This is a genomic window from Ancylomarina longa, from assembly GCF_003996985.1.
GTDB classification, from domain to species: Bacteria; Bacteroidota; Bacteroidia; order Bacteroidales; family Marinifilaceae; genus Ancylomarina_A; species Ancylomarina_A longa.
In genome coordinates this window covers 441,665-460,261 of record NZ_RJJX01000001.1, presented here as the reverse complement: position 1 = coordinate 460,261, position 18,597 = coordinate 441,665, and the positions used below count along the sequence as shown (strand labels likewise).

General features: G+C 35.4%; 13 protein-coding genes. 6 read left to right on the top strand and 7 right to left on the bottom strand.

Annotated features, from left to right (window positions below):
• Positions 1 to 115: 115 nt before the first annotated feature.
• The 5 genes from DLK05_RS01795 to DLK05_RS01775 form a co-directional block, all read right to left on the bottom strand.
• The gene (locus DLK05_RS01795) at positions 116 to 2,044 is read right to left on the bottom strand and encodes a DUF3858 domain-containing protein (protein WP_127342259.1); all 1,929 of its coding nucleotides are present in this window, start codon (positions 2,042 to 2,044) and stop codon (positions 116 to 118) included.
• 177 nt (positions 2,045 to 2,221) lie between these two features.
• Entirely contained in the window at positions 2,222 to 4,195 is a 1,974-nt protein-coding gene (locus tag DLK05_RS01790; RefSeq protein ID WP_127342258.1) for a DUF3858 domain-containing protein, read from the bottom strand.
• 259 nt (positions 4,196 to 4,454) lie between these two features.
• On the bottom strand, positions 4,455 to 5,054 hold the full coding sequence (locus tag DLK05_RS01785; RefSeq protein WP_209319653.1) for an HD domain-containing protein: 600 nt from the start codon (positions 5,052 to 5,054) through the stop codon (positions 4,455 to 4,457).
• A 242-nt stretch (positions 5,055 to 5,296) separates the two neighbouring features.
• Positions 5,297 to 5,959 (bottom strand): DUF2461 domain-containing protein, encoded by a 663-nt coding sequence (locus tag DLK05_RS01780; RefSeq protein ID WP_127342256.1) that lies wholly within the window; start codon positions 5,957 to 5,959, stop codon positions 5,297 to 5,299.
• A gap of 11 nt (positions 5,960 to 5,970) precedes the next feature.
• Positions 5,971 to 6,321 (bottom strand): DsrE family protein, encoded by a 351-nt coding sequence (locus DLK05_RS01775; protein ID WP_127342255.1) that lies wholly within the window; start codon positions 6,319 to 6,321, stop codon positions 5,971 to 5,973.
• 278 nt (positions 6,322 to 6,599) lie between these two features.
• On the opposite strand from DLK05_RS01775, the gene DLK05_RS01770 reads away from it, so the two are divergent.
• From DLK05_RS01770 to DLK05_RS01750, 5 genes are read left to right on the top strand one after another with little or no spacing between them, the layout of a single operon-like run.
• Positions 6,600 to 7,772 (top strand): hypothetical protein, encoded by a 1,173-nt coding sequence (locus tag DLK05_RS01770; protein WP_127342254.1) that lies wholly within the window; start codon positions 6,600 to 6,602, stop codon positions 7,770 to 7,772.
• A gap of 56 nt (positions 7,773 to 7,828) precedes the next feature.
• Positions 7,829 to 9,130, top strand: coding sequence for a YaiO family outer membrane beta-barrel protein (locus DLK05_RS01765; RefSeq protein WP_127342253.1), 1,302 nt, complete (start codon positions 7,829 to 7,831; stop codon positions 9,128 to 9,130).
• A 6-nt stretch (positions 9,131 to 9,136) separates the two neighbouring features.
• Entirely contained in the window at positions 9,137 to 10,450 is a 1,314-nt protein-coding gene (locus DLK05_RS01760) for a CotH kinase family protein (RefSeq protein ID WP_209319652.1), read from the top strand.
• A gap of 10 nt (positions 10,451 to 10,460) precedes the next feature.
• Positions 10,461 to 11,648 carry a HEAT repeat domain-containing protein gene (locus DLK05_RS01755; RefSeq protein ID WP_127342251.1) on the top strand — a complete coding sequence of 396 codons (1,188 nt, stop codon included), beginning with the start codon at positions 10,461 to 10,463 and terminating at the stop codon, positions 11,646 to 11,648.
• Complete coding sequence (locus tag DLK05_RS01750; protein ID WP_127342250.1) at positions 11,645 to 13,078, top strand: glycosyltransferase family 2 protein; 1,434 nt, start codon at positions 11,645 to 11,647, stop codon at positions 13,076 to 13,078. The genes DLK05_RS01755 and DLK05_RS01750 overlap by 4 nt, the downstream gene beginning before the upstream one ends.
• Positions 13,079 to 13,478: 400 nt before the next feature.
• Here DLK05_RS01750 and DLK05_RS01745 read toward each other — a convergent pair whose 3' ends face one another.
• Together DLK05_RS01745 and DLK05_RS01740 are read right to left on the bottom strand one after the other, a co-directional pair.
• The gene (locus DLK05_RS01745; protein ID WP_127342249.1) at positions 13,479 to 16,541 is read right to left on the bottom strand and encodes an ABC transporter substrate-binding protein; all 3,063 of its coding nucleotides are present in this window, start codon (positions 16,539 to 16,541) and stop codon (positions 13,479 to 13,481) included.
• A 117-nt stretch (positions 16,542 to 16,658) separates the two neighbouring features.
• Positions 16,659 to 17,240 (bottom strand): DUF3332 domain-containing protein, encoded by a 582-nt coding sequence (locus tag DLK05_RS01740; protein ID WP_127342248.1) that lies wholly within the window; start codon positions 17,238 to 17,240, stop codon positions 16,659 to 16,661.
• A gap of 468 nt (positions 17,241 to 17,708) precedes the next feature.
• Here DLK05_RS01740 and hisG point away from each other — a divergent pair, with 468 nt between their 5' ends.
• Positions 17,709 to 18,569, top strand: coding sequence for an ATP phosphoribosyltransferase (gene hisG / locus DLK05_RS01735; RefSeq protein ID WP_127342247.1), 861 nt, complete (start codon positions 17,709 to 17,711; stop codon positions 18,567 to 18,569).
• The last annotated feature ends 28 nt before the right edge of the window (positions 18,570 to 18,597 follow it).

Below are 18,597 nucleotides of genomic sequence, written 5' to 3'. Positions count from 1 at the left end.
GCCTAATTAGGGAGAGAAATTCTACTCTTTAATTAGGCTGGTTTATTTTTCTATCGGATTGGAGGCAATCCTTGCTAGCTTATTAGTAGGAATATCTACTGGTTTTAAGATCCTTTTATGGCTGACTAGATAACAAAGGAGTTTTCTTCAGAACCAATCTTGCTTTATCGGCTCTCACCTTTGCTTTCTGATAATTCCGAAAATCCTCGTACCGGTCCGCCGGAAATTCTCCTTTTTTGAATTGAACTTTCCGAATATAAGTAAGATGTTGATTCGTTTGGATGACTTCCCTTTCGTAGTTTCCAAAATCTGAATGGATGGATTTTTTTACAGGGATACTCTCCATTTCGTATCCTGACGGGATTTCGAAGACAATAGAATCGGTATCACAATAGGCTCTATTCATCAGGATAGAGGTTCTTCGGTTTTTAATTTTCTTGGGGATATAAGTCGATCTATTCAATAAGTTTAAGGGAATAAAGAGCCGTTCTCCGGATTTAGAGGCATAATTTCGAATGTCCAGATCTAATTCTAATACGGAAGAGGGAATTCTGGTTTTTTCCTGATTGATGTGTAAAGTGTTGATTTTGAAATCCGGAAGCTTGATAGATTTGTATAATTTCTTTTTCTGATCCTCCAGACCTTCGTTGTATAAATTGGAAATATTCTCGTACTGAATTCCACTATAAACGGTAGATACGTGAGCTTCTGCATTGCCATTGGGCAGTACTTTTACTATGGCTTTTCGGCTTTGTTCATTTTCAAGCATAGAGTAGGCAGGAGTGTGTATGATTTTTCCTCCTGCATCGGTAATACAAAGTACATCCCGATCATCCGTGAACGAGCCTAGAAATCCACAGGCTTGTGTTTTGCTTGTACATTCCAACCAAATGGTATCCTGTTGAAGTGGCACCATTAGAATTGCATGGGTAGCAAAGTTGCGAACAAAACCAGTGTCGATGGCAATAGCAGAATTTCCTGCTTTCACCAAAGTATAATAAGCCGGAATGTGTACTGTTTTTAGAATAGATTTCATGTAATTCGATAGGGCCTTACAATCACCATAGGCCTTGTCTTCTACCGATTGAGCTGTAAATGGCTGCCATCCACCAATACCTATCTGAATACTCACATATCTGGTTTTACCTTGTAAGTATTGATATAAAACTTTTACCTTTTCTTTATCTGTCTTACAGTCTTTAACCAAATCATTAATCTTTGCTATGGTGGCTTCGTCTAATACATCGCGTTCCTGGTTGAGTGCAGAAAACCATTTACCAAAATGATTCCAGCTGTCCATTTTACCATCTACCTTATCCATCTCAAAATTGTTGGGAGCACAAAGCACTTTGGGCACAGTAGCAAAGAATGGAGGAGAATAGGGCTCTGATTTAAGCGCCGGGAGATTTTCTAATTTCCAAAAATAACTTTTATGTCCATTTACACTTGCAGTAATTGGTTCCTGATCCAGAAAGTAAGCTTTGTAACGGAAATTTTCTTCAGCATCGGTTATTACCTTAAACTGGGAATACTGAATGGCACACCGATATCCTCCATAGGGATACCAGGAGTCATGATTTAGATATTCATTGTTGTTTTGTTTGTAGGAATAAACTACGGTATAGGGATAATTCTTTTGAACTGGTTCGTAATACATCACCCTATTATCCGTAAACAGGGAACTGCCGGATGCGCTGTATTCTTTTATTTCACTATTCTTCACCTTTTCTATTAGCTTTCCATTGGCATCATAGATGTTAATTTGAAGTTGAAAAATGGGGGATTCCTTATCGAAATAAATTTCAACATTTCCAAAATCATTACCATTTTCGTTGAGAATACTCACCACTGTTTTATATTCGCTAACAGACTTACTCTTTGATAAAATTGTCAACAGCGTAGATTCATAGCGAATTACAGCATTTGCATTGGTTTTTAAATCAGCAGGTATAGAAGAACAAGGGTATATTGTATCTTTTTTTGCATATCCATTAATGGAGTAACAAAATATTAAAAGGAGAAATAGGTAGTTTTTTAATTTCATCTGATTGTATTTTTATATGGAGGATGAAAGATGCCTAAAAGACATCTTTCAGATGTTTAACATGTTATTCATGGATCATTTCAGTAATTCGCATGATGATGATGATGATGATTGTATCAAGTGATTGGATTACTTACGAATCTCCAGGATAGAATGTGATGATTATATCGAATTGATTTAGGAGGTTTTTTTGATGACCAGCATTTCTGCATTTTTCGCAACAACTAGATTATAAAACTCCTTCAGGTTAGCATATTCATTGAATAGAAACTGTCGTTTGTTAATTTTAAATCTGCTGGTAACAATTATTTTATTGCCATTTTGCGCCACAGAATATAGGTATTGTCCCGATTTCCCGGGTAGACTAATTCGGACAGGAGTTGGAGTGGTTTCCAAAGCATACCCTTCAGGTACTGTTAATTCTAACATAAAGGTTTTATCAATTGGATAACCGTAGTCAACAGGATATTTCCTTTCTTCCAGTGTAAAGGGATTCGATTCCGTTTTGCCAACAATAAAGGGATTAAAATAAATTCTATCTACTCCGGATTCAGGTTCTTCTGCAAGTTCTATCTGTAGCTTAGTTTGAATAGGTTTTTCCACCTGATCCATATTTTTTAATTCAAGCTCTTCGATATTAATATTGGAATATTCTTTAGCCAGACTCTCCTGTATCTCTTCGGTAGATTTATCTTTCATTTCATTTCTGAAATTAAGCGCAGCATGTCCTTTGTAGGAGAACATCAAATCTCCATCAACATTTCCATCCTCCGAAAGGTTTAGCTTTGCAATGGTAACAGATTTGTATCTGTTCCTGGCTCCGATGTTTACAAAATAGGAACCTGCACTACTAATCAACCTCCCTTTGTCATTGATACATCTTAATGGCAATAGATTGCAAGGGCAATTGGAATCTGTGGCATCCAAAAGGATTTGTTTATTGTCTATCTTACAGCAGGCAATCACATAGTTGAATTTTCCAAGGCTGGGGGAAACGAGGCTTAATAAGCCGTTGTTACGTGTACTTAGGATTACTGGATCTGCATGTATACCCAATTTGTTGAGAAGTACAACCAGCATCAGATTAATATCTCCCACATTTCCTTTTTTTTCTTTAAAAGCGGCTCTTAATGTGGTAGTAGTGAAAGCGCTATTATATTCGTTCCATTTCATATTCGATTTGATATAATCGAATGCAGCCATCATTTTTTCTTGATTTGTTCCTCCTTTGGCATTAATGTCGGTAACTACATCTTTTAAAAATCCTCCTGTTCTCAACTGCAAGCCAAAATCATCGCTTTCCATTAATATTTTATTGATTTTTTTCCAGCTACCGGTCTTGTCATGGTAGATGCCATTAAAACCCTTATATCCTGCTATTTCAAATTCAATAGCGGATTTAAAGTTTTTGCTGGTGGTAGCGTAAGGTTCCTTTTTAAAGGCAGGTGCATCTTTTACAACCCATCGGTAATTGTCAATAGAATAATTTTCCTTATAAGCAATACCATTGGAATAATCATGCTCATTGATCTGGAAGGGAAGATATCCTTTTGCATTTCTTTTAAAGTTGAAGTATTCCGGAATAGATACACGGTATTCACTCCAGGCTACAGGTATATCTTTCTGAAAATACCAGGGCCGTAAACTCCAGGAAACATCTGAGCTAACCTGATACATGAATTCCACAACGGAGCCAACCTTAACATTAGGAAGGGTAAATTTATAGCTATAGTAATTCTCCGAAGTCTTCTCTAAAATTTTATCCTTACCAGAGAGTTTCGATTTTACAACTTTTCCATTTTCGAGATTATAGGTACATGCTCTGGTTAAAGAAACATGACTGCTATTTTTATTGTAACCAAAGCTAAAGGTACCGTAATCAAGCCCTTTATCTTTTAGTATTTTGATACGAAGGGTTCTGGTGTAAATAAATAGGAATCCAACATCGTTTCGAAATGTAATATCACTTACGCCATAATCACAAAGATAGACAGCTACCGCAGAAGTGTCTTTCTGATAAGTTTTCATTTGGAGTTCTTCTATGCTTACTTTGCCAAATTTAATAGGATCTTTTATAGCATATAAATTAGAACAATCCACCAATAGGAGGATAAAAAGGGATAAGGTAACTGGTAAATTTAGGTGTTTCATAAGATTAGATATATTATATTTATAGGTGAATTAAATATATCTAAATTTAAAATAAGAATGATTCTATATTGATAACTTATAGAAGAAGGAAAACAAGCAATATATAATTGCTTGTTAATTGGGATATTTATCAGTTTAAGCTTGATTTATTAGTGCATAAGAAATTAAGAAGGAACAAAAGGAGGAAGGCCAGGATGCCTTGGGGGAAGACTATTTCTTTAGCATCAGGATATTAAAATAGAGACAAAGCACTATTTTTTTAATGATTACAGTAATCATGTAAAAATTTTTTAAGATTGCTTTCCTTAAAAAAGGTCAATATTTTCTTTCCGTAATTGGTAAAATAACAATGATCTTCTAAAAACTCTAAATTTGTGTCGCACCAATGCTGAAAAGGGATTTCTTTGTGAGTGACAGCTTCCAGTTCTTCTTTTAATTTCATGCTTCTGTATTCGTAATCATCAAAAGTGAGATGAAACATATCTGCATCGCAAAGTACTTTTTGCATTTCATTTTGTGGCTGAGAAGGATATTTGGTGCAAGCGATACAGCGAAGGACTTCCTGTGTGTGATCTGAAGGATACTCTATTTTATTTAAAAAGTTTTTAGCGATCTCCATTCCGGCTTCTTCGTGTCCAAAATAAGTGATGGTGTGACCACAGTCATGAAACCAGGCAGCAATGATTACAATTTCAGTATGTTCAGCAGATAATCCCGATTCTACGGCCAGGTTCTTACTTGCTTCAACAACTTCCAAGGTATGTTTGAGATTGTGATAACAAAGTTCTGCCGGTAATTTTTCAAGCAATTTACCGACATACTTTTCTACTTCTTCTATGAAATTATTGTTCTGCTGCATCTTCATTTTATGGCATCACTAAGTAAACGCAGATTTAAGTAAGGAACAATGGAAAAGCCTTAAAAGATGTTATTCTTTGTTAATGCAATTCTTTGTTGATTAATAAAAAAATACCGTTCCTTGTATAGTAAGGATATTTTGGATGAAAAGTTGGAATATACTTTTGTAAATCCAACCAATAATAGGATTTTGTCTTTAAAAAAGAATTTTAGAGAATGCTTGCTATAATAATAGATTTACATTTACAGATCCAGGATAATATCGTTCAAAAAATGATTTAATGGATATAATGCTTTAAAGGCTTGATCGATTTCTGTTGGAAATTGTGACGAAGTAACGATAGCATCCGGCACTTTTTTACCAACGGCATAGCTCTTGTAATTTAGCAAATCGATGTCCTTGAAATCCTTGGGGAATCCTCGTGGTGCCGTTTTTAATTTGTCTCCATAGAGTTCGGGATAGTTACTTTTAAAGTCCGGATCTTCAATGATTGACTTAAAAGTCTCCGGATTATGGAATATTTCCTCTCGTATTTTTTTTAAAACAGCTGGTGCAGGCATATAACAGCCACCACCTAAAAAACACTCTTCCGGTTCTATATGGATATAATATCCTCCATACCTTCCTTTTCTTCCTCCCTTGGCAAGAAAGGCACCAAAATTGGTTTTGTAAGGTCGCTTATCATTGGAAAAACGTACATCTCTAAATATCCTGAAAATACAGTCCTTTGCATTCAGTCCTGCTATGTCCGGATCAATATCTTTAATTTGTGCGATGCTTAAATCAATAAAAAGCTCAAAATCTTTTTTAGCCTGATCGTATTTAGATTTGTTGGCATGAAACCAATCGCGATTATTGTTTTCTCTTAATTCTAAAAGGAACTCATAAATAGAACTATTCAACATGATAAGGGGTGTTAGAAAGTGATTACTTTATAGTCGTTCTGTAGATATTCGGTGAGAGGTTCCCCCATATATTTTACTTCAATTCCTAACTTGTCCAGAATATCGGATACGCCATAGGAATCGGCACAGAACTTACATGTCTCCAGCCGTATTCCAATCTCTTTCATTCTGGCAATATAGGCTTGCAATTCAGTGTCTTCGCTCAGTAATTTTGTAGACGATCCCCAAATAATAAAAGTAACTTCTTCCCACCAATTCATTTTGATAGAATTATAGGTGTAGGGATAAACCATCTTTAAGGCAATCTCTCGATCTCCACTTGTCCATAAGACTACTAATTTTTTGCTTTCTTTTTGTAACATATTCTAGTAATTATTTAGATGTAATTAGGCGTTTTAAATTCAGACTGTTTGACGACAATGAATTCTATTTCTCATGGATTAATTTATGTCTTTAATAAATTAAATCAGTCGTTTAAGCATTAAAACAGACAAAATTTTCTGACTTAACGAATCTAGTTATATGGAAAAACAGGTTATAGATCTATCATTTCAAATTACCGATCAAAAAAATAAAACTTAATTGACTTTATTACCGTTAAAAAGGGGAATGATAGGTAATTTTAATTAAAAATAGGCAAATGTGGAAATTGCTACGCATATTCATTCTACTTCTTTTACTAATTCCTGTATTTTCCTGGCTAAGCTGGAAATTAGAGGATAGAAATCATATTAACCTTTTGGTGATTGATAAGACTGCACCAAATTCAACTTATTCGGAACACCTTTCTTTCTTTTGGGTAGCCAATCAAGATCGGTGGGTGAAATCGAATGGCGAGATCTATGATTTTGCAACTGACTTTGTTGGATTCCATCCACATTCTGATGGCACTTATACCATAAATGACCTTTCCGTTTATAAGAAGGAGGATTTGAAAAATATTGCGGATTCGTTGGATGTGGTCTATTTTGCAGATACTTACGGTATTTATAATTCGAATTGGAAGGATCATCCCGACTATGGGAAAGATACCATAAGTCTTTTGTATGGTGGATTACAAGCTGGGGATTTTAATTTATTGCGAGAATTGAAAAGGAGAGGTAAAACTATTATTGCAGAATTTAATCTTTTTGCTTCCCCAACATCAGCAGTGCTTCGGCACCAGACAGAGCAATTGCTGGGAGTGAAATGGAGTGGATGGGTAGGCAAGCATTATAGCACCCTGGATACTTTGCTTGACCCGGAAATACCGAAATGGTTGCCGGCTTTGTATCGGAAGAATTATAAGAAAGAATATAAATTTAAAAAAAGTGGAATCGTATTAGTAGATAATAAGGAACACATCATCATATTAGAGGATAAGACGCATTTAAATCAACGATTTCCGATTTTGGAAAGCGAGTTAAGTACGCAGTTACAGTATAATGTTCCGGAGAAGATTTTTTACCCTTATTGGTTCGAGATTAATACCACGGATGATAGAAATTATACTTTGGCAAACTTTCATATTGATGTGAACAAATCTGGTAAAGCACTAATGGATGCTTATCATGTTCCTACTAGCTTTCCTGCTATTTTTGAACACGATCAGAAGTACCATTTTTTATATTTTGCATGTGATTTTTCTGATAATCCGATGGGAATTTATTCTTCCTATTTTAATGGTATTGATAAGTTGAGTGGTGCATTTTATAATCCGAACCAGGTGAAGGACAGGAAGATGTTTTTTTGGACGTTCTATCGTCCGTTCATGAAAACGGTGATGGATAGTATATCGGCTCGCAAGAAACGGGAGCTAAAGTATGTAGATTAAGGAAGTGCTGAACTGCAACCTTATAAAAATGAAATTGTATTTATAAACTGTTAAGAATGGCAAAATTTTTTACCCGGCTTACAAGTATTGTGTTTTTGGTTTTACTTAGTTCCACGATGTTATTCTCGCAGGAAAACAGGGATTTTATATCCAGTAGTCTATCTGTTGATTTTCAGCGGGCAAAGCAATTAGCCTTTGATGGGAATAGGGAAGAGGCCAGAAAGATATGTTATCAGATTCTTGAAAAAAATACAGCTTATTTTGATGCGCGAATACTGATTGGGAGGACTTTTGCATGGCAGAAGAATTTTCAGCAGGGCAGAAAAGAGTTACAGCAGGTTTTGGAAGATGATTTTGATAATAAAGATGCCATATTTGCCATAATTGATCTGGAGAAATGGGCAGGAGATCTAAGCAAAGCATTATTTTATTGTGATTATGGACAGTCTTTCTTCCCAAATGAGGAGAAGTTCCTGGTTCAAAAGATTCAGCTGCTTCAGCAAAATGGAGAGGAGAGTAAAGCATTACAAACCATTAACGAATTATTGGATCTAAAGCCTGCGAGCCAGGCAGGAAGGCAACTTCTTCAAAAATATAAAGCTGCCCGGAGAAAATATCAAATCATTTATCAGCACGATTTTGAGCATTTCACCAAACCTTACATTCGAAGGTGGCATGTAAGTTCTTTTCAATTATCAAGGCGAAATATATGGGGAAGCTGGTTTGCAAAAGTTAACCTGGGTGATTTGATTAAGGATGGAGAGACATTTTGGTCCAATAATATTGCCAAGCAATTTGAGTTGGATGCTTATCCCAGAATTTCAAAATCAAATTATATGTATTTGAATTATGGATATTCTCCCGATCATTTATTTCCTAAACACAGAGCAGGAGCCGAATTTTATCAGAAGTTACCTGCATCCTTCGAAGTTTCGGCAGGAATACGCTATTTGAATTTTGATACAAGTAGCAGCCGCAGTAACGTATATATATACACCGGTTCTATCGGTAAATATTATAGGAATTATTGGTTTTTATTCCGCACCTATTTAAGCCCTAAGAATAATGATATTTCGCAATCATATTGGTTGTTAATGCGTCGTTATTTAAGCAGTTCAAAACATTATATTGGTATTGAACTGGGCTCGGGAGTTTCACCCGATGAACCCAGAGGAAATGTTTCTAATTCTAATATTTATCAATACGATAGCAGGAAATTTAAGCTTGCTTATCAGGATCAACTATTCGAAAAGCGTCTTACTTATCTGCTCCGTCTGGGATTTGAACGGGAAGAATATTTGGTGAATGTCAAGCGTAATGTATTAACCTTCTCCTTAAAATTATCTTATCAACTATAGATGCCTATGCGATTTACTTTACTCATAGTACTTTGTTGTCTTACATTACCGCTTACTGGTTTTTCTCAGTCTCCAAAAGGACAAGAAAAAAAGAAAGCCGGGGAGAGAATTTTTGTGGATGGTATCGTACATGAAATTCAGATTAATTTTCTTCAATGCAATGCCTGGGATTCTCTTTTGATGGTGAAGAAAATGCGTGATTCTCTTGAAATAAGAAGATACCTACAAGGAAATGTTGTAGTGGATGGCAAGCATTATTATAGTTGTGGCGTTCGTATGAAAGGAGAATCTTCCTTTGATTTTTATCCGGGAAAGAAAAAGTCATTTAAAATAAATTTTGGCAAGTATGTGAAAAAGCAGCGGGTAGATGGCCTGAAAACTCTAAATCTGAATAATGCATTCAGAGATCCAACTTATATGCGCGAAAAAATATATTTGGATTTTTTGAGAGAAGAAGGACTTCCAGCTCCCCGATGTTCCTATGCAAATGTTTATCTAAATGGAGAACATCTGGGTTTTTATGTGCTGACAGAAGAGATTAATAAAGGGTTTTTGAAGCGAAATTTCGGGAATAAAGATGGGGCATTTTTTAAAGGAGAACCGAGAGCAACTTTAAAATATTTGGGCGAAAATAGCTTGAAATATCAGGAGGACTATCGCAATAAATCGAACTTGGAAAATCCTTATCCTGATTTAAAGGATTTAATACGTACTATTAATCAGTATAGCATAGACGATGGGGGAAAATTTTCGGAATTAGATTCTATTTTCAATGTAGAAGCCTGTTTGAAAATTTATGCAGTTACCAGCTTATTTATGAATGTGGATGCCTACAACCTGCTGTATCCGCACAACTATTATTTATATAGCAACAGCAGTACGAAGAAGTTGGAATGGATTCCATACGACGGGAATTATGCTTTTTGTGCCTTTAGTAAAAAATTTACTTTGGCAGAAGCACAAGACCTCAGTGTATTTTATCTCTATAATGGAGAAGAAATGCCTTTGGTTCGTTACTTATTGGGATTCGAAAAATACAGAACTTTTTATTCGAATTATATCACCCATCTTTTAGAGAATAAATTTACGGAGAATCAGCTGGTTGATCGAATAGATAAATTATCGATTAAGATACGCAAGTATGTTTATCAGGACAATAATAAAATGTATTCTAATGCTGATTTTGAACAGAATTTACATAGTACAATAGGAGATGAGGAGGATCCGGGAGCATTTATTCCCGGGCTAAAATCTTTCGTTCATCATAGAATAAAGGCCGTGAAAAAGGAGTTGAAAATGAATACCGAAGAGAGAAACTAATATGTTCTGGTTGATTTCACATATAGCCATTCCTCAGAGTCAGGTTTTGTTCGGTTTTGTTCCGAAGGAAAGCCTGAAAGTGTTTGATTGGATTCAATCTATCATCGAACGCCTGGAAGCTGTTGTGAATTATATTTTTGAACGATTGCCTTATAATGCATTAAACCGATTGATCATTTACCTGATCATCTTATTTTTTGTAGCCTTAATGGTACTCCTGCCATCCATTGCTTTTCTAAAGGTATATATAAGCTATAGGGATAGAAAATATGCGCATTTGTATAAGAAATATTCGAATGATGTGATTCAATATCTTATGAATGCTTTGGAGGATAAGGATATGGAGGAACTCAAAAATAGAAAGTCTCGTTTCCACCGAAGAGTGATGGTTGATGTTTTAATGGCAATAGATAAAGCTGAAAATAAAGAGGTAAGTGATAAGATTCGGAAACTTTATAAGGATATCAAGCTAGATGCTGATTCCAGAAGAAAAGTACAGAAACGAGCCTGGTACAAACGAATTAGAGGGATTCGGGAATTGAGCCATATGCGGGAGAAGTCGGAGAATCAACGAATACTGGATTTTCTAAATAATAAAAATGAGGTGCTGCGGATTGAATCGCAGATCGGATTGATAAAGCTGCTTCCTTTTGTTCCTTTTGCTTTCCTCGACTCTCAGGAAAAACCTTTTACAGTTTGGGAGCAAATCAATGTATTCGATTTAATCCGTAAGAAAAGAATTGAAATTCCAGAGTTTCACCTATGGTTGGATCATTGGAATGATTCTGTGGTAATGTTTTGTTTGGATATGATTCGAATATTAAAACAGAAAGAAGCCACACCAAAAGTGTTGGAGCTGGTTAATCACGACAATGACAGGGTTAAAGGAAAAGTAATAAAAACATTGGTGGAATTGGAAAATATTGATGCTGTTGCCCTGTTAAAAGAAATGTATCTTTTAGAGGAATTACCCAATAAATTGAATATTCTAAAATCTATCGGACAGCTAAGACTGGAAGGGGAAATAGGATTTTTAAAAAAGGAGTTGAAGAATCCTGAATTTAAAATAAGGATGGAGTGTTGTAAGTCCATTGCTTTGCTTGGTGCCTGGGGAGAAAAGCGTTTGAGAGAGATTGAATTGGAGGCGGATGAGACATTGAAAAAAATTATCAATCATGTATTAGATCCAAGGTTATGAATTACGATGAACTGATACGTTTTATAAGCTATTTTTTGGATAAGATTTTCATATCCTATGCCTTTCTATTGATATTTAGTTATACAATATTGAGCCTGGTTTCCGGATTTTCCTTAAACTATTATCTGAAGAAAAATAGCTTTGTTGACTATAGTGTGATTTTGGATTCACCACTGGCTCCTTCGGTTTCTGTGTTGGTACCTGCATTTAACGAAGCAAAGACAATTGTAGATAATGTAGAGTCTATTTATACCATTCATTACAATAATTTTGATGTTATCATCATCAACGATGGGAGTACAGATTCTACATTTCAGGAATTGAAAAAAGCTTTTCAGTTAGAACAGGTTAATTTCGCTGTTAATATGGAAATTCCTACGCAGGAAGTGCGCGGCGTTTATAAATCGAGTCTTCCTACATACCCAAATTTAATAGTAGTTGATAAAGTAAATGGAGGGAAAGCAGATGCCTTAAATGCGGGAATTAATGTTTCTGGAAAAGCACTTTTTATGGCTATTGATGCCGATTCCATATTAGAGCCGGATGCAGTTCTTAAATTGGTAAAGCCATTTCTCGAAAGAACAGATAGAAGGGTGATTGCAGCTGGTGGAGTGGTGCGTATTGCCAATTCTTGCATGGTAGAGAAGGGAAGGATTTCGGAGGTTCGTGTGCCAAAGAATTTACTAGCCAGAATGCAGGTTTTGGAATATACAAGATCCTTTTTAATGGGAAGAATTGCCTGGGCTAAGTTAGATGGATTGATTATTATTTCCGGAGCTATGGGGATGTTCGATCGGGATATTGTGATTCAAAGTGGAGGATATGCCCACACGATAGGGGAGGATATGGAATTGGTAGTTCGAATTCGTCGTTTTATGTCGGAGAGCCGTGAGAAGTATAAAATTGAATATGTGCCGGATCCATTATGTTGGACGGAGGCTCCCGTAAGCATTGGTGATTTTGGAAGACAAAGAAGTAGATGGACCAGGGGAACAATTGAAACGCTTACCGATCATTCCAGAATATTTTTCTCTACCCGATATGGAGCTATGGGGATGCTCGGATATCCATTTTGGTTTATTTTTGAATGGCTTGCTCCTTTGGTTGAATTGCTGGGCATTATTTATGTATTGGTACTTTACTTCACGAATAATCTGAGTCTTAATTTTATTCTGGTCACATTTGTATTTGTATATACATTTGCACTATTCTTTTCTACTGCCGCCATTCTCTACGAAGAAATTACTTTTCATCGGTATGAACGAAAAATGGATGTTTTTCGTTTGTGGATTGCCGCCGTTTTTGAACCGTTTTTATTGCATCCACTAAATCTGTTTTTTGCAGTTAAGGGAAATATAGAATATCTGATGGGAAACAGAAAATGGGGAAAAATGGAGCGAAAAGGATTTCTACATCGTCAAAGTAAGTAGGCCTTTTTCTTGCGCGGTTTATTACGGAATATTATTACCAGAAGCTATTCTTCTATGCTTAACTCTCCTATGTGCACTAGGCACCCAATTCCTTACTTCTGAAAATGCTGAAGTAACTTGCAGAAACAAAATTCTGCGGTGGGGAAAGCTTGTCGTAGGCTGCAGGGGCAAATTCCCGGCTTGGGGATTTCTTGCTGCAAGCTGCAGGGGCAAATTCCTTGGGTGGGAATGGCTTGTCGCGAGCTCGTATTGACAATACCCGGAGAGGTAAAGGCTGTTGCGAGCTCGTAATGGACTTCCCGTAGAAGGGGAAATGCTGTTGCAAGCTCGTTTGGCACCTCCTAAAATAGTTGGTCAGATTATTACTGAATTTTGGAAAAATGCGAGAATCAAAAAGAGATTAATATTTATTGGAGTCACGATCAAGGAGGAGTTCATTCATTCTCTGAAGTAACCTGTCGGCATCAAGAGGTTTTGAGAAATAATCATTACATCCGGCCTTTAGAGCCATTTCTTTGTCTTCCTCCGAAGCATATGCCGTTTGAGCAATAATAGGAGTGCTTGTCAGGTGTTTTCGGATTTCTATGCTCGCCTGAATCCCATTCATCTCTGGCATTTGAATGTCCATTAATATGATATCCGGGCGGTAATCTGTATTGCAAATATTCACGGCTTCCAGACCATTATAGCAAATACTTAATTCAGCATTTGTATCCCGTAAAAGCTCCTTGAAAAAAGTAATATTGGTATCCATATCTTCAACTAATAATATCTTTTTGTTATTCCATTGGTAGTTGTTGGGCGTCGGATAATCTTTCGTTTTATTTTGCTTGGCAATTTTCGAAATGGGAATATAAAATTTGAAAGTAGTTCCTTCATCTTCTTTTGATTCGAAGAAAATTTCTCCATTTAAAAGTTCAATAATCCCTTTCGATATTGGTAGTCCAAGTCCAGCTCCACCAAACTGACGAGTATATATATTTTCAACCTGAGCAAAACGTTTGAAAATAAATTTCTGCTTAGCTAATGGTATGCCAATTCCGCTATCTTCTACCTTAAAGGAAAGTTTGCTTTGTTCAAGCTTCACACTGATTCTGATATATCCTTCTGTTGTAAACTTTAGTGCATTATTGATTAGATTTATGAGTACTTGTTTTAATTTTCCGGCATCTGTGGTAATCAAATCCTGGTCTTCGGAAAGCTCGTTATGGAAACTTATTTTCAGATCGCTTTTATGGTATTTTTTCTTTTCTAATTGAAATAGAGCATCCAAATCAGCAATAAGTTTTTTGATAGAAATTTCAGACTTCAGCAATCTTAATTGTTTTACTTCTAAGTAGGAGATATCAATGATGTTATTAATAATATCCAGTAGTTGTTTTCCATTTTGGTTCAAAATATCAACATATCGTTCTTTCTTCTCTTTGGTAAGATCATCTCTTAGTAGTAGTTGACTGAATCCTAGAATTCCATTCATAGGAGTTCTGATTTCATGACTCATATTGGCGAGAAAAGCTGATTTTAATCGATCGCTTTCTTCTGCTTTTTCTAAAGCGATTATCAATTCTTTTTCTACATTTTTAAGGTTGGATATATCTATTACAAAGGCCAGGTATTCATTACTGATTAATTTAAGGGCACTAATATAAACAGGGATATTTTTTTTGTTTGTATTTTTTACCAATACCTCACCTTGCGATTTTCCTGTTTCGAGCAAGCGCTCCCAAAGCGTTTTATTCTCCTGATATTGCGAAGGAGTAAAAAAATCAGGTATTCGTAGATTTTGCTTCTGGTCAGAATTAATTTTCATTAAGGAGTTAAATGCCGGATTGGTATAAACAACCTTGGTATCTCCGGTGAACATGACTATACCATTTGGTGATTCTTCAATAAATGTGCTTAGCTTGGTTTCACTGTCAATTAGTTCTTGCTGTATTTTCACTCGTTCCGTGATATCATTTAGGAGCCAAATTTCTTTATTATCAAATTTGTAGGCATGAAACTCCACCTGTTTTTCCTCGCCGCTTTTACAAATAATAGTATTTGTTACAGGATACTTAAAATTATCTTCCTTATTCTCCTTGTAGATTTTGTAATTTTCATTCCTCCTATTTTGATATAATCGGATAAACCAAGTGTCTATATCAGGTAATTCAGAATTAGTATAGCCTGTAATTTCTAAAGCTTTTTTATTTGTGAAGATCTGTTTATTTTCAACTAGAACAGCTCCGGATGGCAGGTTTTCAATCATTTCCCGAAACTTTTTTTCAGACGCCTGCAAGGCGATGACTGTTTTTACCCGTTCTGATATTTCTCTTTCCAGTTCCTTATTCTTCTCACTTAAGCTTTTTGTTTGCTTATCTACAGCCACCCGAAGCTGACGGTTAAACAAAAAGAGGTATAGGGAGATGATAATTATGATTAAACTAATTACAGTGATCGAAAATATTAACCATTTTAACCAAGGGGGTGTTTTAAATGATTCGTGCTGATAAATAAATCCATCCAGATTGTAATTTGTGGGAACCATACCCATTTTAGAACAGATTTGAGCAATATGATCTACTCTTCCCGGATTGATATGACCAATCTCCACATAGTCATTTATAATAAGCTTCTTAATTTCTTTCGCTTCAAAACGAAGATGAGCACGAGTCTTGTTAACACCGTAATCCTTTTCCAGTATATCAAGAATTTCCTCGGTGTTTTGCATTGCATATTCCCAGCCCTTTTTACTAGCCCGAAGAAAAGCTTCTGCTCGTTTAGGATGTTTTTTTATTTCTGATTCGCTGGTGAAAATGCCATCTCCATAAAAGTTAATACCATAACTTTGAGGCCTTATAACAGAATAGTCGATATGATGTTCTTGTAAATAATAGGGTTCATTCGTAGAATATGCATTGAGAACATCAGTAGTACCATCAATTAAGTCCTGAATGTCATAAGTAGTTCTTACTCGATTAATATCTTTTAGTTTAATGCCTTCCTGATAGAATATAGCCAAAAGCTCAGGGTCACGATATTCATCCAGTAGCATTACTTTTTTATGAATCATGTCTTGAGCCGTATTAATATTCGATGCTTTAAGACTCAAAAAAATGGAAGGAGATGATTGAAAAATGTAAGCTAGCAGAACAATGGGTTTATGATTTAATCGTGCAATCAGTATATCATTGGCAGCAATACCATATTCTGCTTCCCCATTAAGAACCAAATCTATAGAGTTGATGGCACCTCCTTCGAGTAATTCAACATCGAGGCCTTCCTCCTTGTAAAAACCTTTTTGTACTGCAGCATAATATCCAGCAAATTGAAATTGGTGGTAGTACTTTAATTGCAGTCTTATTTTTTGAAGAGGAGCTTGTTTGGAAGCGTTATTGCTAAAAGCAGAAAAAGACGCAAATAAAAAGAGGAATAGAATTCCTGAAATTGCAATAGAATATTTACGGGATTTTTTATTCATATTTCCTTGCTCGTCGTGATACTAATAAAGTTAAGTCTAACGAGTTTGGGAAAAAAATTTTTTACGTGAATAAAAGAATAAAAAGCCCCCAAATGGTTTCATTTGGGGGCGAGGGAATTATTTTATTACCCAATGCAACGAGGGTGAATTTATTTTCTTTTGGATATCGGCTAAATTATTATTGTTTTGATCGATGGTAATGATTAGCCCATCGGGCTTGTAAATATGAATTACTTGTGCCTCTTCGTCTAAATTGACGAGTCTTTGGAGCTCTTTATTGCCATCCTTCAGATTCCAGGATTTAGTTTGAGGATCAAAAATAAGATCTGCAAATTTACCTTTATCAGGACCTTGTAATTGTTCGATGTGAAATTTGTTTTTTGTAGCCGTAATTCTATATTTCTTACCATCTTGTTTTACAATCTGAACATCTTTATCATTTGCTCCCATGGTAACCGGATTATCTCCAGTCCAGAATTCAATAGTATTTAAGGCAACACCATCGATTAACACGGCAACTTCATATACAGGTATCACAATAAATGCAAAAAATACTAACGCATTAATAAATTTATCACCAACAGTACTATTCCATTCGTGAAGATTTTTAGTTAATCGAAATGGGCCATAACAGCCGGTTTGTCCAATACTTAAAGCAAAGAGTAAGCTTGCCAGAAAGAAAACATTTAGTTTTTTCATTTTTTTTATTGTTATAAGGTTTAAAGAAAAATTGTTCCTAATCTCATTCGTAAATTAGTTCATTTGAATTTACAATGTTTTATTGGTTTGGTCTAGGATTACAAAAAAAAAGGGCAAGGAGTCGAAAAAACTCCTGCCATTTTTAAAAACGAATTAGTTTAAAAGTAATTGTTTTAGTGTTCTATTTCTTTAGATTTTGAAATAGGAGGTGTTATTTGATAAAGCTTTTTATACCTAACAGAAATATTTGCACACTAAAAATAAATTCTTAATCTTTGTAGCCATAAAGAGAAAAAATGAAATTTAGCGCACTACATCATCATCATTATACTTACCATCCGGTGAGCTGACGATGTTGTGCCTTATCCTTAAGATATTCTAACTAACATTATTAACGCCCGCCTGATACAGGTTGGGCGTTTTTTATTGCCCATGTCCTAAATTCAGGCGAACCAAAATTTAAAAACCATGGGTGAGAAATTAAAAATTGCAGTCCAAAAATCAGGGCGACTGCAAGAAGAATCATTAAAAATTTTAAAAGAGTGTGGCATTTCCATTGATAACGGAAAGGATCAGCTAAAAGCGAATGCATTTAATTTTCCGTTGGAAGTGTTGTATTTGCGAAACTCAGATATCCCCCAATATGTGAAGGATGGTGTTGCTGATATTGCAATTGTTGGGGAAAATGTTGTGATAGAGAAGCAGAAAAAGTTAGAAATTTTGCAAAAACTGGGCTTTTCTAAATGTCGCTTGGCAATGGCTGTCCCAAAAGATGTGGATTATCAGGGAATAGAATATTTTAATGGTAAAAGACTGGCTACCTCCTATCCTAATTCGCTACAACAATTCTTAAAGGCTAATAATTTAGATTGCGATATCCATGTGATATCTGGTTCTGTAGAGATAGCTCCGAATATTGGTTTAGCAGATGGAATATGTGATTTGGTGAGTTCCGGAAGTACACTGTTTAAAAATGGGCTAAAGGAAGTAGAGGAGATCTTGGTGTCGGAAGCTTGTTTGGTGGTTAATAAAAATATCAGTGATCTTAAAAAAGCTATTCTGGATAGATTGTTATTTCGAATGCGTTCGGTTTTAGCTGCTAAAAACAATAAATACATCCTTTTAAATGCTCCTAATGATAAAATTGACGATATTATAAATGTACTACCAGGAATGAAAAGTCCAACCGTAATGCCATTGGCAGAGAAGGGATGGAGTTCTCTTCACTCTGTGATAAATGAAAATGATTTTTGGGGAGTGATCGATCAGTTAAAATTAAATGGAGCTGAGGGAATATTAATTATACCAATTCAAAAAATGGTATTGTAATCGTATTTATAACGCTAAAAATCAAACA

Bases quoted from the DNA above. Each gene is read 5' to 3' on its own strand.
- DLK05_RS01770 (WP_127342254.1), top strand. From the start codon at position 6,600: ATGTGGAAATTGCTACGCATATTCATTCTACTTCTTTTACTAATTCCT.
- hisG (WP_127342247.1), top strand. From the start codon at position 17,709: ATGGGTGAGAAATTAAAAATTGCAGTCCAAAAATCAGGGCGACTGCAA.
- DLK05_RS01750 (WP_127342250.1), top strand. From the start codon at position 11,645: ATGAATTACGATGAACTGATACGTTTTATAAGCTATTTTTTGGATAAG.
- DLK05_RS01785 (WP_209319653.1), bottom strand. From the start codon at position 5,054: ATGCAGCAGAACAATAATTTCATAGAAGAAGTAGAAAAGTATGTCGGT.
- DLK05_RS01760 (WP_209319652.1), top strand. From the start codon at position 9,137: ATGCGATTTACTTTACTCATAGTACTTTGTTGTCTTACATTACCGCTT.
- DLK05_RS01740 (WP_127342248.1), bottom strand. From the start codon at position 17,240: ATGAAAAAACTAAATGTTTTCTTTCTGGCAAGCTTACTCTTTGCTTTA.
- DLK05_RS01795 (WP_127342259.1), bottom strand. From the start codon at position 2,044: ATGAAATTAAAAAACTACCTATTTCTCCTTTTAATATTTTGTTACTCC.
- DLK05_RS01745 (WP_127342249.1), bottom strand. From the start codon at position 16,541: ATGAATAAAAAATCCCGTAAATATTCTATTGCAATTTCAGGAATTCTA.
- DLK05_RS01775 (WP_127342255.1), bottom strand. From the start codon at position 6,321: ATGTTACAAAAAGAAAGCAAAAAATTAGTAGTCTTATGGACAAGTGGA.
- DLK05_RS01790 (WP_127342258.1), bottom strand. From the start codon at position 4,195: ATGAAACACCTAAATTTACCAGTTACCTTATCCCTTTTTATCCTCCTA.
- DLK05_RS01765 (WP_127342253.1), top strand. From the start codon at position 7,829: ATGGCAAAATTTTTTACCCGGCTTACAAGTATTGTGTTTTTGGTTTTA.
- DLK05_RS01780 (WP_127342256.1), bottom strand. From the start codon at position 5,959: ATGTTGAATAGTTCTATTTATGAGTTCCTTTTAGAATTAAGAGAAAAC.